The sequence below is a fragment of the Cuneatibacter caecimuris genome, assembly GCF_004216775.1.
Taxonomy (GTDB): Bacteria; Bacillota; Clostridia; order Lachnospirales; family Lachnospiraceae; genus Cuneatibacter; species Cuneatibacter caecimuris.
Genome location: NZ_SGXF01000006.1, coordinates 186,877 through 209,298 on the forward strand (window position 1 = coordinate 186,877; position 22,422 = coordinate 209,298).

16 protein-coding genes, 1 pseudogene and 1 other annotated feature are annotated in these 22,422 nt (G+C 49.3%); of the genes and pseudogenes, 5 read left to right on the plus strand and 12 right to left on the minus strand.

Annotated features, from left to right (window positions below; genetic code table 11):
* Positions 1-182: 182 nt before the first annotated feature.
* From ltrA to eno, 3 genes and pseudogenes are all read right to left on the minus strand, one after another.
* Positions 183-1,466, minus strand: a pseudogene (gene ltrA, locus EV209_RS13690) (group II intron reverse transcriptase/maturase).
* Positions 1,467-2,000: 534 nt separating this feature from the next.
* On the minus strand, positions 2,001-2,246 hold the full coding sequence (gene secG, locus EV209_RS13700) for a preprotein translocase subunit SecG (RefSeq protein WP_130436034.1): 246 nt from the start codon (positions 2,244-2,246) through the stop codon (positions 2,001-2,003).
* A 33-nt stretch (positions 2,247-2,279) separates the two neighbouring features.
* The gene (eno, locus tag EV209_RS13705) at positions 2,280-3,647 is read right to left on the minus strand and encodes a phosphopyruvate hydratase (protein WP_130436035.1); all 1,368 of its coding nucleotides are present in this window, start codon (positions 3,645-3,647) and stop codon (positions 2,280-2,282) included.
* A 182-nt stretch (positions 3,648-3,829) separates the two neighbouring features.
* On the opposite strand from eno, the gene EV209_RS13710 reads away from it, so the two are divergent.
* Positions 3,830-4,588, plus strand: coding sequence for a LytR/AlgR family response regulator transcription factor (locus EV209_RS13710; RefSeq protein WP_130436036.1), 759 nt, complete (start codon positions 3,830-3,832; stop codon positions 4,586-4,588).
* Between the two features lie 62 nt (positions 4,589-4,650).
* Here EV209_RS13710 and EV209_RS13715 read toward each other — a convergent pair whose 3' ends face one another.
* Genes EV209_RS13715 through pheS form a run of 4 tightly spaced genes read right to left on the minus strand, consistent with a single transcriptional unit; the run spans position 4,651 to position 11,122 of the window.
* Entirely contained in the window at positions 4,651-6,399 is a 1,749-nt protein-coding gene (locus EV209_RS13715; RefSeq protein ID WP_130436037.1) for a M3 family oligoendopeptidase, read from the minus strand.
* 22 nt (positions 6,400-6,421) lie between these two features.
* On the minus strand, positions 6,422-7,651 hold the full coding sequence (locus EV209_RS13720; RefSeq protein WP_130436038.1) for a class I SAM-dependent rRNA methyltransferase: 1,230 nt from the start codon (positions 7,649-7,651) through the stop codon (positions 6,422-6,424).
* Between the two features lie 5 nt (positions 7,652-7,656).
* Positions 7,657-10,077, minus strand: a complete 2,421-nt coding sequence (gene pheT / locus EV209_RS13725; RefSeq protein ID WP_130436039.1) for a phenylalanine--tRNA ligase subunit beta — start codon at positions 10,075-10,077, stop codon at positions 7,657-7,659.
* A gap of 25 nt (positions 10,078-10,102) precedes the next feature.
* Positions 10,103-11,122, minus strand: coding sequence for a phenylalanine--tRNA ligase subunit alpha (gene pheS / locus EV209_RS13730; RefSeq protein WP_130436040.1), 1,020 nt, complete (start codon positions 11,120-11,122; stop codon positions 10,103-10,105).
* A 423-nt stretch (positions 11,123-11,545) separates the two neighbouring features.
* Positions 11,546-11,765 (minus strand) — a binding site (T-box leader).
* A 127-nt stretch (positions 11,766-11,892) separates the two neighbouring features.
* Here pheS and EV209_RS13735 point away from each other — a divergent pair.
* Positions 11,893-12,717, plus strand: coding sequence for a YihY/virulence factor BrkB family protein (locus EV209_RS13735; RefSeq protein ID WP_130436041.1), 825 nt, complete (start codon positions 11,893-11,895; stop codon positions 12,715-12,717).
* On the opposite strand, the gene EV209_RS13740 is transcribed toward EV209_RS13735, so the two are convergent.
* Positions 12,710-13,384, minus strand: a complete 675-nt coding sequence (locus EV209_RS13740) for an LbetaH domain-containing protein (protein WP_130436042.1) — start codon at positions 13,382-13,384, stop codon at positions 12,710-12,712. The genes EV209_RS13735 and EV209_RS13740 overlap by 8 nt on opposite strands.
* Positions 13,385-13,564: 180 nt before the next feature.
* On the opposite strand from EV209_RS13740, the gene EV209_RS13745 reads away from it, so the two are divergent.
* Entirely contained in the window at positions 13,565-14,830 is a 1,266-nt protein-coding gene (locus EV209_RS13745; protein WP_130436043.1) for a glycosyltransferase family 2 protein, read from the plus strand.
* An 84-nt stretch (positions 14,831-14,914) separates the two neighbouring features.
* On the opposite strand, the gene EV209_RS13750 is transcribed toward EV209_RS13745, so the two are convergent.
* From EV209_RS13750 to EV209_RS13760, 3 genes are read right to left on the minus strand one after another with little or no spacing between them, the layout of a single operon-like run.
* The gene (locus EV209_RS13750; RefSeq protein WP_130436061.1) at positions 14,915-16,030 is read right to left on the minus strand and encodes an SLC13 family permease; all 1,116 of its coding nucleotides are present in this window, start codon (positions 16,028-16,030) and stop codon (positions 14,915-14,917) included.
* Positions 16,030-16,659: a YczE/YyaS/YitT family protein gene (locus tag EV209_RS13755; RefSeq protein WP_130436044.1), complete on the minus strand. Its 630-nt coding sequence runs from the start codon at positions 16,657-16,659 to the stop codon at positions 16,030-16,032. Before EV209_RS13755 ends, EV209_RS13750 begins: the two co-directional genes overlap by 1 nt.
* 11 nt (positions 16,660-16,670) lie before the next feature.
* Positions 16,671-18,026, minus strand: a complete 1,356-nt coding sequence (locus EV209_RS13760) for a sodium-dependent transporter (protein ID WP_130436045.1) — start codon at positions 18,024-18,026, stop codon at positions 16,671-16,673.
* A 91-nt stretch (positions 18,027-18,117) separates the two neighbouring features.
* Here EV209_RS13760 and EV209_RS13765 point away from each other — a divergent pair, with 91 nt between their 5' ends.
* Complete coding sequence (locus EV209_RS13765; protein WP_130436046.1) at positions 18,118-19,836, plus strand: ABC-ATPase domain-containing protein; 1,719 nt, start codon at positions 18,118-18,120, stop codon at positions 19,834-19,836.
* Positions 19,837-19,913: 77 nt separating this feature from the next.
* Positions 19,914-20,681, plus strand: a complete 768-nt coding sequence (locus tag EV209_RS13770; protein ID WP_130436047.1) for an SDR family NAD(P)-dependent oxidoreductase — start codon at positions 19,914-19,916, stop codon at positions 20,679-20,681.
* Positions 20,682-20,754: 73 nt separating this feature from the next.
* Here the strand turns inward: EV209_RS13770 and glgA are convergent, their stop codons facing one another.
* A complete protein-coding gene (glgA, locus tag EV209_RS13775) occupies positions 20,755-22,221 on the minus strand; it encodes a glycogen synthase GlgA (protein WP_130436048.1) in 1,467 nt (488 codons plus the stop codon).
* Positions 22,222-22,422 lie beyond the last annotated feature (201 nt).

Consider the following 22,422-nt stretch of genomic DNA (forward strand, 5'->3'; position numbering starts at 1 on the left):
GTTTTCTTTGATTTAATATCTCTTCTTCCATATTCCTCCAGTCTTTTATTTTCTGTCAGAAAGGGCTTTCTTAAAGGAATTTTCCCTGACAGAAATCGAGTAGGAGAAATTTCCCATCATTGGGAAATTTCGACCTCTCACACCACCGTGCGTACCGTTCGGTACACGGCGGTTCAATCAACTTAACAAGTAACACGCCTTTCGGTGTAGTAATCTAACATTGAGATTAGTCCAAATGAGGCTAATCTCTTGTTATTTATAGCCACATTAACAGCGCCTTTGTTGCATACGTAGGCAATCCTTGACCCTGTATAAGCAACTCTCCGTGCTGTGTTTCTGTCTATTCCTAACTTTACAAGGTTCTTTTCTCTGTTTTGTGGCGTTTTCCAATGTTTCCAAATACACATGCGTAGTCTATAACGAATGTTACTGTCCATTTTCGCACATAGCGTTTTCATGCTACCTGTCTTGAAGTAGTTAATCCACCCTCTGATTAATTCATTGAGTTTCTGCACTTTATTAGCGTTACTTACTCCCCAACTTCTGCAAGTGAGCTGTTTCATCTTCGTCTTGAATTTCGCTACAGATTTTTCATGTGGTTTTGCCTTAAATTGGTGTGCCCTACTGTCAAAGTAGAATCCAAATCCAAGATACTTATGACCATTTGGTCTGTCTACCCTGCTCTTTGTCATATTTACCTTGAGCCCCAGTTTCTCTTCAATAAACTTCGTGAGATTTCTCATCACTCTCTTTGCTGACATTTCACTTCCGGCCATAATAATACAGTCGTCTGCATATCTGACAAAGTTCAGTCCTCTTTGTTCCATTTCCTTATCAAGCTCATTTAACATGATATTGGCAAGGAGTGGTGACAGATTTCCTCCTTGTGGTGCTCCTATCGCAGATTCCTTGTATTCATCATCTACCATGATTCCACTAACAAGAAACTTCCTGATCATTGAAATAACGTCTCCGTCCTTGATTGTTTTACCAATTAAGGTCATCAGTTTATCATGATTTACTGTATCAAAGAACTTCTCTAAGTCAATGTCAACAATCCAGTCATAGCCGTCATTCATCATATCTAGTGCTGTGATGATTGCCTGCTGGGCGCACCTATTCGGTCTGAATCCATAACTATGGTCATGGAATTGATCTTCATAGATTGGTGTTAATACCTGTGCTATGGCTTGCTGTACAAATCGGTCTGTTACTGTTGGTACTCCCAGGTTTCTGACTCCTCCGTCTGACTTTGGTATCTCCACTCTGCGTACTGGCTGAGGCTTATATTTCCTTGTCCTCAACTGTTCCTTGATGATTTCGCCGTTCTTTGCTAGGTGTTCCTTAAGTCCCGTGTACTTCATTCCGTCCACGCCCTCTGCACCTTTGTTTCATACGACTTGCAGATATGCTGTGTTGAGATTCTCTTTACTTAATATCTGCTCCATTAGACTACTTGTGTCCATGCGTTCGTTCCTTTCCATCTCGCTGGAATTGACCACCCTTTTCCCGATTGGGTACGGCAGATGTTGTCTTTTCTGCAATCAAGACTCTACTAAAACTGATTGATTGTTCGCCCCTTTGCTCCATTTCCATTACGGAAACTTCTTCACTACTATGGGCTCTGCTGACTTCTCACAGTTCGTTGTTACTGGGCTAATGAAACCTCTGCGAGACCTCCACGCTTAAGGTGCACGCTCTTTCCCTCCATATATCCGCCACATTTACTCTGCTACTACAAATGTGATAGTTATTAGACTTCGTCGCTCTTTGCCGACTTATCTCTCGCAGCCTAGCCTTATATGTGATTTCTGTCCGTCGGACCAGAGGTTTGCTTACAGCTTCCTTCAGATTTTACCTCACGATAAACACCCTTGCTGTTCAGCTATACACTTCCCACTATCTGGGTGTGTTCGGGACTTACACCCGTTAGAACGCGCCCATGGCGCGCAAACAAAGAAAAACACTCTTGCAGCAAGAGTGTTTTCAATACTTTCACATTAGTTCAGCCATTTCAGATTCAAAACCACTGCCAGAATCAAAAACAGGATTACCATGTATTTGGTGGCTTTCTCCAGCTTGCCTTCCATGGATCGTCCTTTATTCTTGCCCCAGTAGGTTTCTGCCGCGCCGCTGATCGCGCCGGACAGTCCGGCGGACTTCCCTTCCTGCAACAAAATAATCACTGTCAATGCAAGGCCGATCAAGACCATAATCACTGTCAAAACAATCCGTAAAATCTCCATTTCACACCTCCTGCGATAAACATCAATAGTTTATCACAGGTTTGTCCGATCTGCAAGCACTTTTTCGTTTTTTTCAGAACTGTTTCCCTGAAAAGGATTCTCAAAAACTGCGTTTTCACCCAGCTCTTCTTCAATGGCCAGCAGCCGGTTATATTTTGCCGTCCTGTCGCTGCGGCAGGGCGCGCCGGTTTTAATCTGTCCGCAGCTGCAGGCAACAGCCAGATCTGCGATAAACGCATCTTCTGTCTCCCCGCTCCTGTGAGACAGAATCGCTCTGAAGCCTGCGTTTCTGGCCAGTTCCACAGCGTCCAGCGCTTCCGTCAGGGTTCCGATCTGATTCACCTTCACTAATATCGCATTGCCGGCGCCCAGATAAATCCCCTGCTTCAGCCGGCGTACATTTGTCACAAATAAGTCGTCTCCCACCAGCTGCAGCCGGTCTCCCAGCCTGTCCGTCAGTTCCTGCCATCCGGCCCAGTCGTCTTCATCCAAACCGTCTTCCAACGAGGCGATGGGAAACTGGGTGCACAGTTCTTCATAATAAGTGATCATCTCTTCCGTATTGCGGTGTACGGGACGCCCCGCCAGTTTGCTTTCTCCCGGGAAATAATAAGTTCCGCTTTCTTCTTCATAGAGCTCGCTGGCAGCAGCGTCAATCGCGAATACAAAATCTTTTCCCGGTTCGTATCCCGCCTGTACAACAGCCTCCATCATCAGGGAAAGCACGGATGCTGAATCCGGCAGATCAGGAGCAAAACCTCCCTCATCTCCCACCGCTGTGGACAACCCCCGCTCTCCCAGCACTTTTTTCAGTCTGTGGTAAACATCCACGCACATGCGGATACATTCTTTAAAAGAAGGTGCGCCCACCGGCATAATCATAAATTCCTGCAGATCCACAGTATTGTCCGCATGGCGGCCTCCATTCAGGATGTTCATCATCGGTACCGGCATTTTTAACGTATGCACCCCTCCCAGATAGCGGTACAGCGGCATATGGAAAACGGAAGCTGCCGCTCTTGCCGCGGCCATGGATACGCCCAGGGTGGCGTTGGCTCCCAGAATACTTTTGTTCTGAGATCCGTCCGTTTCAATGAGAATCTGATCAATCCGGGCCTGATCCAGGGCATTTTCTACCGCCAGGGCGTCCGCGATTCTGGTATTGACATTGTGCACCGCTTTTTCCACGCCCTTTCCTCCGTACCGGGCCCCGCCGTCCCGCAGCTCTACTGCTTCAAATTTACCTGTGGACGCACCGGAAGGAACCATTGCCCTCCCTGCATATCCGTACACACCTGCAAATTCATCTTCCACCGCCACTTCGGCTTCTACGGTGGGATTTCCTCTGGAATCCAGTATTTCTCTAGCGCAAACCCGCTGTATCGGTAAATGACGAAACATGATGATACCTCCTGCTTTTCTGAATGATGATAGTATTTCCAATTTTCCCGGATCTAATGCCGGCGCAGGGAATATTTTGCGCAAATTCATCCTTGTTTTTCACTTTCCTGTGCAGCGCTGTAATTATTTGATATAATCATAGCAATGAAATACAGGTATACATATGATAAAAAGGAGATATTATGCTGCGGATAGCTTTGTGTGACGATCACTTAACAGACAGGAATACTATGGAGGCATATTTAAAAAAATATGGGCAGATGCATCCTGAATACGAAATTTCTGTAGATATATATCCAGATGCCGCGGGCCTCTTCGGCGCCAGAAACGCAGGACATGAATTTGATCTCTATTTGCTGGACATTCTGCTGCCCGACGGCAATGGAATTGAGATCGCAAAAGAGCTGAGAAAAAGCCAGGTTAACGCGGTAATTATCTTTTTAACCAGTTCCCCTGACTACTCCCTGGAAGCCTTTGGAGTAAAAGCCATGCAGTATCTTTTGAAACCGGTACAGCCTGAAAAACTGTATTCCGCCCTGGATGACGCCGCCGGCCTTACACAGCTCGTCCTGCCAAAAATGATGCTGGTCTCCTCCTCCGACGGCAAAGTGCAGATCCGCTTTCACAATATCTGTTTCGTGGAATGCTGGAACCGCATTCTGCATTTTCATATGCTGGACGGGTCTGTTTTGCATACCCGCAGCATACGCCATTCTTTTGACAAAGAAATCAGCCCTCTGCTGGAGGACGGTTATTTCCTCAAGCCCCATCAGTCTTTTATTATCAATATGCAGTATATCTCACGCCTGACTGTCAATGAAATTTATATGCAGGACGGTTCCGTGATTCCAGTTTCCAAAAAACGGCTGAAAGAAATCCGTACAAAATATATGGATTTTATTTCTGCGCAGAATTTTTATACAGTTCCTGATAAGGATTAAAAAAATGGAGGCTGCTCTGACTGCAGCCCCTCCATTTTTGATACGCTGTATTTTCTATTATATTATCCGCAGATCTTGCAGAATTCATCGATCAATTCCGCAAACGCCTGAAGACTTTCCCTCCAGAAATCTGCTTTTGTCAAGTCCGCGCCCATCATGGCCGCCGCTTCCTCAATGCTGGCGGTAGGAGTGGCTTTCAGCATCGCTTTATATTTTGGCACAAAAGAGCTGCCTTCTTGTTCGTACATATGGTACAGGCCCATCGCGAACAGGCCGCCAAAAGCATAAGGGAAATTGTAAAAGCTGAGGCCGGAAGAATAGTAATGCCCTTTGCAGGCCCACATATAAGGATGCAGGCAAGACTGGTCCAGACCGTCGCCATATGCTTTTTTCTGAGCGTCCAGCATGATCTCCTTCAGCTGATCCGGCATCATAAAGCTGTCCTCACATTTTTCAAACACTGCTGTTTCAAAAAGATACCTGGAGTAAATATCACAGATAATCTGTGTGGTATTCATCAGGAAACTTTCCAGCAGGTTCAGCTTTTCTTCACCTTCTGATTCCTTCAGCATGGCTTTCAGCAAGTGGGTTTCATTAAATGTGGAAGCTGTCTCTGCCACCGGCATGCTGTACTCCTGGTTCAGAGGACGATTATATTCAATCTGCCTGTCGTGGAACGCATGGCCCAGCTCATGGGCAAGGGTGTCCACATCTCCGAAATAGCCGTCATAATTGGTCAGGATACGGCTCTGTTTCAGGCAGTCGGCAAATGCGTCAAAAGCGCCGCCCTCCTTGCCTTCCCGGGGATAGAAATCAATCCAGCTCTCATCAAAAGCTCTGCGCATCATGCCTGACATCTCTTCAGAGAAGCCGGAAAACACCTGAATCAGAAGGTCCCGGCATTCTTCCAGGGAATAGCGCTTGTCGCTGGCGCCCATGGGAGCGAACAGGTCATACCAGGGCAGGCCATTTTCATGGCCCAGGGCTTTTCCCTTCGCCCGCAGGTACTGATGGAATTTAGGCAGATACTCCTGCATGGCCTCCAGCATGGCTTCCAGGGTTTTTTTGCTCATCCTGGACTGTTCCAAAGTCATCTCCAGCGGAGACGCATATCCTCTTTTCCGGCACAGCATGGTAACCTGAGATTTGATATTATTCAGCGCATATGCGATGGAATCCTGGATTTTTTCATAAGAAACCAGCTCCGCTTCATAGGCTGTTTTTCTCACTGTTTTATCCGGGCTGTAAGCCATATTGCGGATTTCCGACAGAGTAACAGTCTTTCCCTCATAGTCCACCTTTACCGTAGAAGTCAAATAAGTAAACAGGCGGGCCCAGGCGGAACCTCCTGTCATATCCATGGAAGAAATCAATTCCTCCATTTCATCATCCAACAGGTGGCTGACTTCTTTTTTCGTTTCAGCCAGTAAATAGCTGTACTCTGAAAGAAACTCATCCGCTGCGATCACTTCTTCCGGCAGCTTTGCCAGGAATTTTTTTGCGGAGGTCAGAGGCTTTGCCATGACCGCATACTTCTTCATGCAGAGATTATCCTGCGCCGCTAATTCTGGGTTTGCAGTGTCCACGGCCAGACGAAGACCCACGTACAGGCCCACCTTCCCCAGGAGAGAAACCATCTGCTCTTCTGTTTTCAGAATTTCCACCGCTGCTTCCCGCTGATCCATGGAACCGGTTTTTTCAACCAATTTATTCAGCTGAGCTGTCAGCACGTCAATCTGCTTCAGATCCTCCTGATAGCGGGGATCATCCAGTCCGGCATACATCCCGGATAAAGACCATTCTGTATTCATAACTTTCTCCTTTCAAATAGGTTTATATTACTTGAAAAATGTAAAACTTCAGATATTCTGTTTCCGGCACATTCCATAATACCGGATGGTCCGCCGCCTGCTGTCTGGCTTCAATCTGCCGCAGCTGAACGCCCGCGTCTCTGGCTGCGCTTTTCAGCATTTTTACAAACAGCGCGTCCTCCATAAAATGGGAGCAGGAACAGGTCGCCAGATATCCTCCTCTGGGCAGCAGCCGCATGGCCCGCAGGTTTATTTCTTTATATCCTTTTTCCGCGCTGCGCACTGTTTTCCGGCTCTTGGTAAAAGCAGGCGGGTCCAGAATGATAAAATCAAAGATACCTTTCCCCTTCTCCTCCAGCTCCGGCAGAAGATCAAATACGTTTGCCGCCCTGAACTCCATCCGGTCAGCCAGACCGTTGCGCTCCGCGTTTTCCCGGGCCATTTCCACTGCTGCCTCAGATACATCCACCGCGCAAACATGCTCCGCCCCGCCCATGGCGGCGTTTAAGGCAAAGGAGCCGGTATGGGTAAAGCAGTCCAGCACCTTCTTTCCCCTGGCCAGTTTTGCCACTGCAAGCCTGTTGTATTTTTGATCCAGGAAAAATCCTGTTTTCTGTCCGTTTTCAAAGTCCACCAGATAACGGATGCTGTTTTCCACTATCTCCGTACTGGTGCTCTCCGGCTGGGGCAGTCCCGGCACAGGCAGCCAGCCTTTGCGGGCAGGCAAACCTTCCAGCCCGCGGATCGCCACATCGCTGCGTTCATAAACGCCCCGTATTTCCTGCCCGTCTTCCCGCAAAATCCTGACCAGCGCTGGCATCAAAAAACCTTTCAGCTGCTCCATCGCTCTGGACAGCACCTGTATTACCAGAATATCTGAAAACCGGTCCACAGTCAGACCCGGGAACTGATCCGCCTCCCCGAAAATAATCCGGCAGCAGCCGATATCTTCCCCCATTACTGTTTTGCGGTACTCCCAGGCATAGCGAAGCCTCCGCTCCCAAAAAGCCCCGTCAAACCTGTCATTGGCATTTCTGGAGACCAGACGGATCCTGATTTTGGAAGTTTCACTGAGAAACCCTGTGCCCAGGTACTTCCCCTTCTCGTTCACCACGTCTACCAGGCAGCCGTTATCGCAGCTGCCTGACAGTTCTTTTATCTCCGTATCATAAATCCAGGGATGCCCCGCTTCCGCGGACCACTCTGCTTTCCGGCTGACTACCGCCCTGGGGTACTTTCTTTCCTGTTTCATTTTTCCTACTTTCTCAGCTCAATGCCCAAGTCCGCCAATGCTTTCAGAATCTTATCCATCACTTCGCCCACCTCTTTGTCGGAAAGAGTACGGTCTTTGGCGCGGAAACTGATGGTGTACGCCACGGATTTATAGCCTGCCTGGATCTGGGTACCTTCGTAGATATCGAAAAGCCGATAGCTTTCCAGGATGGACCCGCCCTTCTTTTCAATGATTTCCTCAATCTGTCCCACCAGGATTTCCTTCTTCATCACCATGCTGATATCTCTGGTCACTGCAGGGTACTTGGCAATCCCCTCATATTTCCGGTCAAAGGTGGCCCGGGCCACAATTTCCGGCAGATCCAGCACAGCAATATAAGCTCTGTCTCCGATTCCATAGTGATCCGCTGCCTGAGGATGGATTTCTCCCAGATATCCGATTTTCCCGCCGTCATAGACAATATCCGCCTGGCGTCCGGGATGCAGGAAAGGCTTTTTATCCGAAGGGTCGTATACAGCTTTCCTGCGCATGCCCACCTTTTCCAGGAACTCCTCAACCACGCCCTTCATGGTGAAGAAATCCCCTTCTCCGTACATGCCCAGTGTAAACTGCATCCTCTCTTCCGGCAGTTCTGTCAGCGGCAAAGCCTTGGGAAGGTAGATATTGCCCAGTTCATACAGCCGCACATTTTTATTCCGGCGGTTGTAGTTTGTAGCCAGAGATGTGAGCATACCGTTTAATGATGTGGTGCGCATCACGCTGAAATCTTCGCCCAGGGGATTCATGATTGTCACCGCACAGCGCAGAGGGCTGTCCGCGGGAATCATCAGCTTATCGTATACCCTGGGGCTTTCAAAGGAATATGTCATCCCCTGGGAAAATCCGCAAAATTCCGCAATTTCCCTGGCCACGTTTTCCACCCGCATTTTAAAGGACAGCTTGCCGGTGGTCGCCTCGCCGGAGGGCAAGGTGGTGGGAATCTTATCATATCCATAGAACCTGGCCACTTCCTCCGCAAGATCCGCCATGCAGTCCAGATCCTGACGGAATGTGGGTGCAATGATCTCTCCTGATGTTTCATCATAAGTCAATTCCAGAGGATCAAAATAGTCCAGCATCTGCTCTTTGGAAATCTCCGTGCCCAGCAGCCTGTTAATCTTCTCCGGCTCAAAAGGCACCCGTTTGGGCATGCGTTCCTCAGGATAAATATCAATCACACCTCCCACCACTTCGCCTGCACCCAGCTCTTCGATGAGCTGGCAGGCACGGTTGATGGCCTCCAGCGCGTTATTGGGATCCAGCCCCTTTTCGAATTTTCCTGAGGCGTCTGTTCTCAGACCTACGCGCTTTGCAGAAAGTCGGATGTTTGTGCCGTCAAAACATGCGGCTTCAAATACCATAGTTTTTACATCATCTGTGATCTTGGAATTTTCACCGCCCATAATGCCGGCAATGCCCACTTCTTTTTCTCCATCGTTGATCATCAGCACATTGCAATCCAGCTTTCGCTCCTGCCCGTCCAGAGTCTGGAACACATCCCCGTCCTTTGCCCGCTTCACCACAATTTTGTGACCGGCCAGCAGGTCATAATCATAGGCATGCATAGGCTGTCCGTACTCTTCCATCACATAGTTCGTAATATCCACAATATTATTGATAGGACGGATGCCGGATGCGGCCAGCCGGCGCTGCATCCATTCCGGAGAGGGAGCAAGCTTAATATTCTTCACCATTCTGGCGCAGTATCTGGGGCATAGCTGCGTATCTTCCACATCCACCTGCAGATAATCATGCACATCCTCCTGGTTTCCGGTTTTTCCTACAATGGGCGCAACAAAGGCTTTGCGGAATGTGGCTGCAGCCTCTCTGGCAATTCCCAAAACGCTGTAGCAGTCCACCCGGTTGGAAGTGATTTCATATTCAAACACCACGTCGCGCAGACCCAGGACTTCCACCGCGTCAGCGCCTGTTTCTGTATCTTCCGGCAGAATATAAATTCCGCTTTCGGGGGCGTTAGGATACATTTCTCTGGAAGATCCAAGCTCTTCGATGGAACACATCATTCCAAAAGATTCTACTCCCCTCAATTTACCCTTTTTGATTTTGATCCCTGCTTCCGGCAGCGGGCCTCCGTCATGGCCGCCTGCCACCCGGCCGCCATCCAGCACTACAGGCACTTTGTCTCCCACTTTTACATTGGGAGCGCCGGTAACAATTTGAACAGTTTCATTTCCTACATCTACCTGGCAGATAATCAGCTTATCTGCATCAGGGTGCCGTTCAATTTTCAGGATCTGTCCCACTACAATCTTTTCCAGATTTTTATCCAGACGCTCATAGCCTTCCACCTTTGTCCCGGTCAGGGTCATGGCATCCGTATACTCCTGCGCCGTCGCATCCAGTTCCGGCACATATGCTTTAATCCAAGATAATGCTGTATTCATTCTCTCTGTCCTTCCTTTCTTCCCATCAGAACTGCTTCAGGAATCTTACATCATTCTCATAGAGCAGACGCATATCATCAATCTCATATTTCAGCAGAGCAATCCGCTCCAGGCCCATTCCAAAAGCAAAACCTGAGTATTCCTCCGGATCAATGCCGCTCATGCGCAGAACATTGGGATGCACCATTCCGCAGCCCAGGATTTCAATCCAGCCGGAGCCTTTGCAGAACCGGCAGCCCTTTCCGCCGCATTTAAAGCAGGTCACATCCACTTCCGCGGAAGGCTCTGTGAAGGGGAAGTGATGAGGACGGAACTTTACTTTCGTCTCAGGGCCGAACAGTTCTTTCGCAAATTCTGCCAAAGTCCCTTTTAAATCTGCGAAGGTAATGTTTTTATCAATCACCAGCCCTTCAACCTGATGGAAGGACGGAGAGTGGGTGGCGTCCACCTCGTCGGAGCGGAATACCCGGCCGGGAGCGATCATGCGGATCGGAAGCTTTCCCTGCTCCATAACGCGTACCTGCACCGGGGAAGTCTGGGTGCGCAGCAATATTTTATCATTAATATAGAAAGTATCCTGCTCATCCTTGGCAGGATGATTGGCGGGAATATTCAGCGCTTCAAAGTTGTAATAATCATACTCCACTTCCGGACCTTCCACCACTTCATAGCCCATGCCCACAAAAATACGTTCCACCTCTTCCAGGGCAATGGTATTGGGATGGCGGTGTCCCACGGAATTCTTTTGGGCAGGCAGCGTCACATCAATCACTTCTGATTTCAGCTTTACCTCCCTCATGGCAGCTGCCAGCGCGCCCTTACGTTCCTCCAGGACAGATTCTATGGCGCTTCTTGTATCATTGACCCATTGGCCCACCTTCGGCCGGTCCTCAGGAGCCACATCCTTCATACCCTTTAATATTCCTGTCAGTTCCCCTTTTTTTCCTAAAAAAGCAACCCGAATATCATTCAGCTGATCCAGCACATCAGCCTGTTTGATCTGGTCCAGGGCCTTTTCTTTAATCTGCTGCAATTTTTCCTGCATAATCTTTCTCCTTTCTTCAGTCACCGGATGGTCCGCTTGCCGGACTTCTCCGCCTGCGGCGGGCCGCGCAAGCGGCATCATCCTTTCCGCCGCAGTGCGATCCTCCGCGGAGCGGTTTTTTATATTTCACAGGAACTATTCCTGTATGATATAGAAGTCCGCTTGCCGGACTTCTCCGCCTGCGGCGGGCCGCGCAAGCGGCACCATCCTTTCCGCCGCAGTGCGATCCTCCGCGGAGCGGTTTTTTATATTTCACAGGAACTATTCCTGTATGATATAGAAGTCCGCTTGCCGGACTTCTCCGCCTGCGGCGGGCCGCGCAAGCGGCACCATCCTTTCCGCCGCAGTGCGATCCTCCGCGGAGCGGTTTTTTATATTTCACAGGAACTATTCCTGTGAAATATAAAAAAGCCCCATCCCTAAAAAAGGGACGAGACTGTCTCGCGGTACCACCCTGATTCCTGCCTGACGGCAGACACTCAACCCTGCGTAACGTGCAGGCAGCGTCAGCCCCTACTTTGTTCAGGACCGCGGCTCCGGCGGGAAATTCACTGTTCAGACGGTGCCCGGAGAAGCTCTCAGCCGGTGACTTCTCCTCTCTGACGGACATCTGAAAGCTACTGTGCGCCTTCTTTGCCTTTCATAATTTATGCTGTTATCGCATATTCTAAACATATCCGGCCCAAATGTCAAGTTCTTTTTCCGGGCGGCTTGAAAAAAAAAGCAGTGACATGATATAATAAATTAATCAACCAAACAGGAGGTACCTGATGTTCCGGCAAATAATCCGCTTTTTTGATAAATGCGCAAAGGACCAGATTGCGGCATACTCCGGGTATGCAGCTTTTTTCACCATTTTATCCGCGTTCCCTTTTCTGATGCTGCTGCTGGCCCTTCTCAAATACACTCCCATCACTGAGGATTATCTGATCAGCAGCCTCACATCCATTGTTCCGGCTGCCTTTCACGACATTGTGCGCCTGCTGATCACTGACCTGACCAGGGTGGACCGCGTGAATACCATTATTTCCCTCACTGCCATCATCACCCTCTGGTCCGCATCCAAAGGGCTGGTAGGACTGATGACAGGCCTGAACTCTGTTTACCATGCTGAAGACAGGCACTATATTCTTCAGCGCATTACAGCTGCCTTTTATACCATATCCTTTATAATACTGATTGTGCTGATGCTGGGTCTGATGGTATTCGGCAATCAGATCCATATTTTCCTTACAGACCACTATCCGCTGCTGGCAAAATTTTCCGGATTCATTATCAATATCCGCAGCTACCTTCTGGTAGGAATCATGACGCTTTTCTTCATGCTGGTCTATCAGGTATTTCCCAACAGAAAAGCCCGGTATCTGGTCCAGTTTCCCGGCGCGGCAGTAGCTGCCATCGGCTGGACACTGCTCTCTTTCGGCTTTTCTCTGTATGTGGACTATTTCTCCAACGCCTCCAAGATGTATGGCAGCCTGACCACAATTCTCCTGTTAATGCTGTGGCTCTATACCTGCATGTACCTTCTGCTCTTAGGCGCGGAATTCAACTCCGTAGTGGAAGAGCGGAGGAATATCAGGAACCAGCTCAGGTAGGCTGCCGGCGCCCCACAACTTCTCCCTGTTTTTTATAGATGCTTCTCTCAGGCACTACTCCGCGCACGCTGGACAGGGGATAAATCTGGCTCTCCGGCCCTATTACAGTGCCCGGATTCAATACGGAACCGCAGCCGACTTCCACGCAGTCCCCCAGCATGGCTCCGAATTTTTTCAGGCCGGTGGCAATTTCCTCCCGTCCGTCCCGGACTACGACCAGGGTTTTGTCTGATTTTACATTAGATGTGATGGAGCCCGCTCCCATGTGCGCTTTATATCCCAGGATGGAATCTCCCACATAGTTGTAATGAGGTACCTGTACTTTGTCGAACAGAACCACATTTTTCAGCTCCGTGGAATTGCCTACCACCGCGCCTTTCCCCACGATGGCATTTCCCCGGATAAACGCGCAATGCCGGATTTCCGCATTTTCATCAATAATGCAGGGGCCGGTAATGCTGGCCGTAGGCGCCACTTTGGCGCTTCTGGCGATCCATATGTTTTCCCCTCTTTTTTCAAATATTTCTTCCGGCAGGGAATTTCCTAATTCTACAATAAAAGAGCTGATTTTCGGCAGCAGCTCCCAGGGATACTGCGCCCCATCAAATAATTTTGCCGCAATGGTATGTTCCAGACCATACATTCTGCTGATATTTGCCTGTTCCATCAATGATCTCTCCTTTTTCTGTTTTTTCATACTTATTCAGCCTAACATCCTTTCAGTCCCGCGTCAATACACTGCAAAAAAAATGTAATAAATTCGAAAGGTTTTATTCACTCTGGTTGTAAGATTCCAGGTTTATATTATAAGAAGAAAAAGCACAGGCGAAGCGGAGGGACATACAACATGGAATTCATAATGGACAATTTAGGGGCAGTACTGGGCATTTTGTTCAGCATCATTTATTTTTATCAACTTGTTTATATTCTGGTAGGGCTGTTCCAAAAGCCCGTGGAATTCCAGGCAGGAACCAATCACCGTTACGGCGTCCTGATTTCCGCCCGCAATGAAGAAAACGTGATAGCAAATCTCATCGAAAGTATTCAGTCGCAGAAATACCCCAGAGAGCTGGTGGATATTTTTGTTGTGGCAGATAACTGTACGGACGCCACTGCAGAAGCCGCGCGCCGGGCGGGCGCCATTGTCTATGAACGTTTTGACCAAAGCCTGGTGGGAAAAGGATACGCGCTGAATTATCTCCTCCACCAGATCGACCGGGAATACATACTGGACACTTATGAAGGCTTTTTTGTCTTTGACGCGGATAATCTGCTGGATGAAAATTTTATTGCCGAAATGAACAAGGTCTTTGACAGCGGCTATGATATCCTCACCGGCTACCGTAATTCCAAAAATATCGGAGATAACTGGATTTCTTCCGGCTACGGTCTGTGGTTTCTGCGGGAAGCCCGTTTTGTCAACCAGGCCCGCATGCAGCTGGGCACCAGCTGCCACGTTTCCGGCACCGGATTCCTGGTGCGCACCACTGTCCTGAAAGAAAACGGCGGGTGGAAACACCATCTGCTCACCGAGGATATTGAATTTACAGTGGATCAGGTAATACACGGCGCCTGCATCGGCTATTGTAAAAACGCCATACTCTACGATGAACAGCCTACCACCTTCGCCGCATCCTGGCGGCAGCGCATACGCTGGTCCAAAGGTTTTTACCAGGTCTTTTTCCACTACGGAAAGCAGCTGCTGGCCGGCATATTTAAACCCGGCGGATTCGCATGCTATGATATGTTCATCCTTCTTTTTCCCGGCATTGCAATGTCTCTGGGCGGCGCAGCCGGCGCGGTGCTTTCTCTGGGTCTGATGCTCCTGGATCAGGGAGTGGGCATGTGGCTGCTGCATTCCATCAGCCAGATGCTTCTGATTACCTGTATTGATACCTATGTAGGCTTTTTTGCTCTGGGCGCGCTTACCACTGCGGCAGAATGGAAGCAGATCCATTGCAGCACCAGGAAGAAAATTTTATACCTCTTTACTTTCCCGATATTTATGGCCTCCTATGTACCGATTTCTATTGTCGCCATGTTCAGCAAAGTGACCTGGAAGCCGATCCCCCACACTGTGGTAAAAAAAGTAGCAGATATTCAGCGTATCTAAACCATACCAGTCAAAAAGAAGAAACAGAGCGCCACAAGGAGTGGGCTCTGTTTCTTCTTTTTGATTAAATTCCTTCTAAACGTATCAGCCGCCAAGCAGCCAGTTCCCGGTCATCAGGACGGCCAGAAAGGCCAGATTGTATCCGGTAAATTTTATCAGGTACTCCCGCTTTTTATGGGGAAACTGCTCTGCAAGAATCTTGTAGGAAATCAGGCTGGCCATGGAGGCTATCAGCGTTCCCAGCCCACCCAGATTGGCTCCTACGATCAGCCTGCCCCAGGAGTCAGTAAATCCGGAAAGGAGAAGGGCTGCCGGCACATTGCTGATTGCCTGGCTGGCAAGCACGGCAACCCCCACTTCTCTTCCTTCCACGCACCGCTGCAAGAATTCTGCGAAAGCAGGCACGCGTCCCATGTTTCCGATAAAAATGAAAAATCCTATAAATGTCAGCAAAAGGCTGTAATCTACTGCCGCCAGAGTCTTTCTGTCCGCCAGCAGCACATACAGCGCCACAGCGCCGCAGAGCGCTGATACAGGAATCCATTTTGCCACAGCCCCCAAGCATAGAATAAATAACAGCAGATATCCCAGCTTCTTACCGTTTTCGCGCTTTCCCGGTACTTCTCCAGCATTCTTAAACTCCATCTTCTGCCTCTGTGTCAAAAGCAGGCAGGCTGCCAGCAGTCCCAAAGATAACGCAGTCAGAGGAAGCATCAGCATCAGAAAATCCCCGGCAGAGTATCCGGAAATCCCATAGAGATAGAGATTCTGGGGATTTCCGATAGGAGTAGCCATGCTCCCCAGATTCGCGGCCAGAGTCTGCAGGATAACTACCCGCACCGCCCGCCGCTCCTCTTTGGCCATGCGCAGGACTTCCAGAGCAAAGGGAACAAAAGTAATCAGCGCTACGTCATTGGTCACTGCCATACTGCTGAAAAAGCAAAGCAGAACCAACACTGCTTCCAGCTGTCTGCTGTTCTTCACCTTTTCCAGCAGCCACAGCCCGGCCTGCCGGAACACTCCCAGACGCCTTGCTCCGGCCATCACTGCCATCAGGGAAAACAAAAGCCCTAACGTGCGGAAATCAATATAATTCAGATATTCCCGGTCCGGCGGCACAATTAGAAGTGAAATCAACGCCAGCAGCCAGGCCGCGGCCAGCACAATTTCCCCTTTCAGCCAGTTTATCATTCGTTTCATCATATCCAATGTTCCAGTTTCTTTTTAAAAAATCCCACGCAGATTCCCACCGTAAAAGCGCTGACTACTGTGCCGATTCCGATTCCCACAACCCGTCTGAAAAACAGAAGGCTGAAAACCGCCGCCAGAGTCAGACAGGTCAAATCAAAAATCGTTTTCACCTTGCTGATTTTCCAGTGAAAATGCTGGGAAATTTCTTTGCTGAACGTATCAAAAGGCGCAGCCGGCCATCCGGAGGCATAGTTTAACGCAATGCCAAGGCCGATCCCCACAATTCCCAGCGCCAGAAATAGCGATCTGAGCACAATTCCGCTGACCTGACCAGGCAGAAGCAGGCGGTAAAAATCCATGCTGTATCCCATAAATATGGAGGTCAGGAAAGACAGCAAATAAAACGGCCGAATCCTGCGCAGGATCAGGATCAGAAGGAGCAGTACAAATCCGTGGCAGAGATAATGCCATACGCCCAGCGTCAGTTCAGGAAATTGGCGGCTCATCACATAAGACACTGCGGTACCCACAGAAACCCCCAGATCTGAGGACACCAGCAGCACCATGCCCAGGGCCAGCAACTGTACGCCGGACACATAGAGCAGACCATTCTTTATTATGTTCTCTTTTCCCCTCATCTTTTCACCTGTCAGATCTTAATCCATCCCAGAGAACTTGCGATGGAGGATAATAAAATTGCAATAATGAATACAGGAGCCACATAACGAATAAATATGCGGAACAATTTTTTCCTGCGGAACGGGCCGTTCAGTTCTATTTCCTCATCAATGGTTTCCGGTTTAATGACATATCCGATGAAGAGGCAGGTCAAAAACGCCACAACCGGCATCAACACGCTGTTGCTGATAAAATCAAAGAAATCCAGAATGCTCATTCCCAGAGGCTGCACGCCCTGCCACAGCCCGAAACCAAGGGAAGACGGGATGCCGATGGCGATGGCCAGCAGTGCCACAATCAAACAGGAAAGCTTTCTGTTCCAACGGAGCTTGTCCTGAAGAATCGATACAATCGTTTCCATCAAAGATATGGAAGAAGTCAGCGCGGCAAAAAGCACCAGAATAAAGAAAACAGAGCCGATCACACTTCCAAAACCACCCATATTGGAAAACACCTTGGGCAGCGCATCAAACATCAGGCCAGGACCGGATGCATTGATATCCCCGCCGTTCCCATAGGCGAATACTGCCGGAATGATCATCAGCCCCGCAATGAAGGCAATGGAAAAATCGAATACCTCGATCTGCTTTACAGAAGCCTCCAGTTTCACATCCTTTTTCATATACGAGCCATAGGTAATCATAATTCCCATGGCCAGAGACATGGAATAGAACAGCTGGCCCATTGCGGCCAACACTGTCAGAGGCGAAAAGCTGCTGAAATCAGGCATCAGATAAAACTTCAGCCCTTCTTTTGCTTCCGGCTGCAGGACCACAAAAGCCGCAACGCCCACGGCCAGCACCGCGAGCACCGGCATCAGCACCTTACTGGCCTTCTCCACACCTTTTTCCACGCCGAAAATAACGATTACAGCGGTGGCAATAATAAATACAGACAGCCAGATAACTGGTTCCACAGGCTGGGAAGTGAAGTTTTTAAAAAAGCCTTCCCCAGCGGCGGCCTGTCCGTTCCCGGTGAGGAATACGCCGGTATACTTCAGCACCCATCCGCCGATCACACAGTAGTACGGGAATATGATCACAGGCACCACGCTGGCCAGCTTGCCCAGGAATCCCCACCGGGGATTCAGGCTGGAAAACGCTTCTATCGCACTTTTTCCTGTTTTTCTGCCCAGGGCGATCTCTCCAATCATCAGCGCAAAGCCAAAAGTCACTGCCAGAATCAGGTATACCAGCAGAAAAATGCCGCCTCCGTATTTTGCCGTCAGGTATGGGAATCTCCAGATATTCCCCAGCCCCACAGCGGAACCGGCGGCAGCCAGCACGAAGCCGATCCTTCCGGAAAAGCTTCCTCTCTTCTCTTTCATCTGCAAAAACTCCTCTCTTGTTCTTTCTCTCTACTATATGATATAATAGCCTTACTTTGCAAGTATTTTTCTTACAACAGGAGGTAATTTCTTGAAAACTTCATCTGAACTACGCAGCATGCTGCAGTCAATCAATCGTAAATCCTATCCTGCATATAAATCTTTGGCAGGGCAGTATCATTTTGGAGACTACATTCTGTCCATCGATCATGTGCAGGGAGATCCGTTTGCATCTCCTTCCAGGCTTAGCGCAAGGATTTCTCATGACAAGGCCGGATTTCCTTCAGAATATTACGGGCAGGAACACCGAAGAATCGCCCTGCAGGACTATCTCACCCGGCAGTTCTCCCGCAGGCTGGATCAGTTCCGGTTTCAGGCAAAAGGTTCCGGCAAAAGCGGCCTTTTGTCGGTCAGCCGCTGCGGGCAGGAAATATTGGAACGCACAGCCTGTTCTGTCACTCCACAGGGCATCACTGTCCGGTTTGAAGCCGGATTCCCTGCTCTCGGGCGCACAATCCAGGCAGAAGAGCTGGAAAAAATCCTTTTTGATTTTCTTCCCAAATCTATCTCGGCGGCCTTTTTCTTCCGCAGACTCCCTGCCGAAACGGTCAAATCTGTTGTGGAACTGGCTGACGACCAGGCTTATATCCGTGAGCGTCTTTCCGGCCTGGGCCTGGTGGCTTTTGTCGCTGACGGTTCTGTTCTGCCCCGGGAAAGCGGCGTATCGGACAAGCCTATGAAAGAAAGCGTGGCTTTTTGTTCCCCTGATTCTCTGGCTGTGACCCTGGATCTGCCCCATTTCGGGAAATTAAGGGGAATGGGAATCCGAAAAGGGATTACGCTGATCGCAGGAGGCGGATATCATGGGAAATCAACTCTGCTGAAAGCCCTGGAACTGGGCGTATATAATCATATCGCAGGAGACGGAAGGGAGTTTGTCATCACGGACGATACGGCTGTAAAGCTGCGTGCGGAGGACGGGCGCAGGATAAAAAGCGCTGATATCTCTTTGTTTATCCGGGACCTTCCCAACGGAAGGGACACGCGTTCTTTCTCCACGGAGGATGCCAGCGGCAGCACCTCCCAGGCAGCCGCCATTGTGGAAAGCCTGGAGGCAGGCAGCAAATTGTTCCTCATTGATGAGGACACTTCCGCCACCAACTTTATGGTGCGTGACGATTTGATGCAGCAGGTCATCACCAGGGATAAAGAACCTATCACGCCCTTTCTGGAGCGTGCGAGAGATCTCTATGAGCAGGCAGGCGTGTCGTCCATTCTGGTGGTGGGCAGCTGCGGATCTTACTTTTTTATTGCAGATACCATTATCCAGATGGACTGTTACCGCCCACAAGATATTACAGAATACGCCAAGACAATCTGCAGCCGTTTCGAAGCTCCCTCCACCAGCGCGCCAGACTTTTCGCTCCCTTCAGGCAAAAGAGAAGTCCCTCTTTTTCCGGATAACGCAAAATCAGGTGAACCCCGCCGTCAGAGCGGCCGCCGGGGCAGGGAACAGGAACACGCCAAAATCAAGCTGCTGGGCCGGGACTCTTTTATGATAGACCATGATGTGGTGGAACTCCGCTATGTAGAGCAGCTCCATGATCCGGAACAGACCGCTGCTCTGGCCTATCTGCTCCGCTATCTCCGGGAACAGGGTGAAAAAGCCGAGCCGGCCCATGCCCTTCCCGCCCTTTACGCAAAAATCCGGCAACAGGGGCTGGCCAGTATCTGCGGTTCCTCCTATGTGCCGGCCGGCCTTGCCATGCCCAGGCTGCAGGAGCTGTTCGCCTGCATCAATCGTTGTTAATTTTTTCACGGGATAGTTTACTTTTGTTTTGAAAAGAGGTATACTGACACTATCAAACAAAAGGAGGTATTTTACCAATGAACAGATTAGCTGGTAAAGTAGCAATTATCACAGGAGGAAATTCCGGCATCGGCGCCGCCGCTGCCAAAATTTTTGCAGCAGAAGGTGCAAGTGTTGTCATCAGCGCCCGCCGCGAGGCACAGCTGAAAGAAGTAGCCGATTCCATTGAAGCGGCGGGGGGAAAGGTACTGGCAGTTCCCACAGATATCTCCAAGCCGGAAGATGCCGCTCATCTGGTACAGGCCGCAGTGGATGCTTTTGGCAAAGTAGATGTCCTGGTAAACAATGCCGGCGTTCTGGAAGAAGGCCTGAAGGCGATAGACAAATTTGAAAATGAAGATCTGGACTATGTTTTCCATATCAATACAGCAGGCACAATGAACTGCATGAAGGAAGCGCTGAAGGTAATGAAGGGCAACGGCGGCTCCATCGTGAATGTGACATCAGTAGCCGGCGTAATAGGAAACGGCGGAGCTTCCTATGTGGCTTCCAAGGCTGCTATGAACGGCGTAACCCGCCACACTGCAATGCGTTTCGCCTCCGACAATATCCGCTGCAATGCTGTGTGTCCCGGCACTGTGCTGACTCCTATGACAGCCGGTATGAGCGCTGCAGCCGGCAACCTGGACATGGAGCTCATGGGAGCGATGTCGGCCCATGCCGATATGAAACGTCCTCCCTGCCAGCCTGAAGACGTGGCCAACATCCTTGTATTCCTGGCCAGCGATGAATCCAGAGCGATCACCGGACAAACCATCGTCTGTGATTTCGGCGCAACATTGTAATCAGGCAGGCCGCTGCAAAACGGAGGTTCATCCTCCTGTTCTGCAGCGGCCTGTTTTAATGCAACGTCAACATTTATTGTTTGTCTGATATTTCTTCTTTTTTCAGCAGATCATCGTAGAGCGCCTCGTATGATTTTGCGGAAGCGTTCCAGGAAAAATCCCGTTCCATCGCCCGTTTTGCCGTCTCATCCCAGGCGGAACGGTTCGTATAATATGTTTTCACCGCATATTCCACAGTGGCAAGCATTTCATGGGCATTGTAGTTCGCAAAGGAAAATCCCGTGCCGGTATTTTCAAACTCATTATATGGTTCCACTGTATCTTTCAGTCCTCCGGTTTCGCGGACAATCGGCAGCGTCCCATACCGCAGGCTCATCAGCTGGCTCAGCCCGCAGGGTTCAAACAGGGAAGGCATCAGGAAGCCGTCGCAGGCAGCGTATATCTTGTGGGACAAAGCCTCTGAATAAAAAATATTGGCAGAAACCTTGTCAGGATATTTCCATGCGTAATGCTTGAACATTTCCTCATATCCGTATTCCCCGGTGCCTAAAACAACCAGCTGAACATCCAGACCGCAGAGCTCCTCAATCACACAGCTCACCAGGTCAAATCCTTTCTGGTCCGTCAGCCTGGAGATAATGCCGATCATCATTTTATCCGGGTCTTCCTTCAGTCCCAGCTCTTTCTGAAGAGCAGCCTTATTTTCTCTCTTCCCCTTCTGAAAATCAGTCTCGTCAAAATTAACTTCCAGACATCCGTCTGTCTTAGGATTGTAAACCTCATAATCAATTCCATTTACAATTCCGACAAGATCCTTGTTCCTGGCCCTCATCAGGCCGTCCAGCCCTTCGCCGTAAAACTCCGTCTGGATTTCTCTGGCGTAGCTTTTACTCACCGTAGTGATCTTATCCGCGTATACCAGCCCCCCTTTGAGGAGGTTTCCGTTGGTATAGTGCTCCAGCTTATCAGGAGTAAAATAGTAATCCGAAAGGCCGGTCATATTCTTGATCGTCTCCACGTTCCAGGTTCCCTGGAAACGGAGATTATGAATCGTCATCACCGTCTTAATGCCCTGGAAGAACGGATCTCCCTGAAAGCTGTCATTCAGATAGACAGGAATCAATCCGGTCTGCCAGTCGTGACAATGTATCACATCCGGCCGGAACCCGATCAGGGGCAGGGTAGAAAGCACTGCTTTCGAAAAAAATGAAAATTTCTCGATATCCTCATACATATTATGATAAGGCCAAGGCCCGCCGAAATAGAACTCACTGTCGATAAAATAAAACTGCACTCCCTCCAGTTCCATCTGCAGTACGCCCACATATTGATTGCGCCAGCAGAAATCCGTATAAAAATGGGTCATATATTTCATTTTACTGCGCCATTTCTCAGGAATACAGAGATATTTCGGCAAAATCACCCGAACGTCGTACGCTGAACTATCAAAATATTTGGGCAAAGAACCAACAACATCCGCCAGTCCGCCAGTTTTGATAAACGGAACACATTCAGATGCCGCGAATAATATTTTCTTCATTGGTAACCCCTCCTATGGTCAGAAAATTTTACCGCAACCCCTAGATAACCTTGCAGTTGATTCTATTATACTTCATTTTCACCAAAATGGGAAGCAATATTGAGTAAATTATATATATCTTTTTGACTATCTTTTTATATCTTCTTAAATGTCCGCAAAGCCTTATTTTATCGGCTCTACGGGCATTTTGCTTTTGTGGTA

Bases quoted from the DNA above. Each gene is read 5' to 3' on its own strand.
- EV209_RS13715 (WP_130436037.1), bottom strand. From the start codon at position 6,399: ATGAATACAGAATGGTCTTTATCCGGGATGTATGCCGGACTGGATGAT.
- EV209_RS13710 (WP_130436036.1), top strand. From the start codon at position 3,830: ATGCTGCGGATAGCTTTGTGTGACGATCACTTAACAGACAGGAATACT.
- eno (WP_130436035.1), bottom strand. From the start codon at position 3,647: ATGTTTCGTCATTTACCGATACAGCGGGTTTGCGCTAGAGAAATACTG.
- EV209_RS13755 (WP_130436044.1), bottom strand. From the start codon at position 16,659: ATGAGGGGAAAAGAGAACATAATAAAGAATGGTCTGCTCTATGTGTCC.
- EV209_RS13720 (WP_130436038.1), bottom strand. From the start codon at position 7,651: ATGAAACAGGAAAGAAAGTACCCCAGGGCGGTAGTCAGCCGGAAAGCA.
- EV209_RS13745 (WP_130436043.1), top strand. From the start codon at position 13,565: ATGGAATTCATAATGGACAATTTAGGGGCAGTACTGGGCATTTTGTTC.
- glgA (WP_130436048.1), bottom strand. From the start codon at position 22,221: ATGAAGAAAATATTATTCGCGGCATCTGAATGTGTTCCGTTTATCAAA.
- EV209_RS13740 (WP_130436042.1), bottom strand. From the start codon at position 13,384: ATGGAACAGGCAAATATCAGCAGAATGTATGGTCTGGAACATACCATT.
- EV209_RS13750 (WP_130436061.1), bottom strand. From the start codon at position 16,030: ATGAAACGAATGATAAACTGGCTGAAAGGGGAAATTGTGCTGGCCGCG.
- EV209_RS13770 (WP_130436047.1), top strand. From the start codon at position 19,914: ATGAACAGATTAGCTGGTAAAGTAGCAATTATCACAGGAGGAAATTCC.
- pheT (WP_130436039.1), bottom strand. From the start codon at position 10,077: ATGAATACAGCATTATCTTGGATTAAAGCATATGTGCCGGAACTGGAT.
- EV209_RS13735 (WP_130436041.1), top strand. From the start codon at position 11,893: ATGTTCCGGCAAATAATCCGCTTTTTTGATAAATGCGCAAAGGACCAG.
- secG (WP_130436034.1), bottom strand. From the start codon at position 2,246: ATGGAGATTTTACGGATTGTTTTGACAGTGATTATGGTCTTGATCGGC.
- EV209_RS13760 (WP_130436045.1), bottom strand. From the start codon at position 18,026: ATGAAAGAGAAGAGAGGAAGCTTTTCCGGAAGGATCGGCTTCGTGCTG.
- pheS (WP_130436040.1), bottom strand. From the start codon at position 11,122: ATGCAGGAAAAATTGCAGCAGATTAAAGAAAAGGCCCTGGACCAGATC.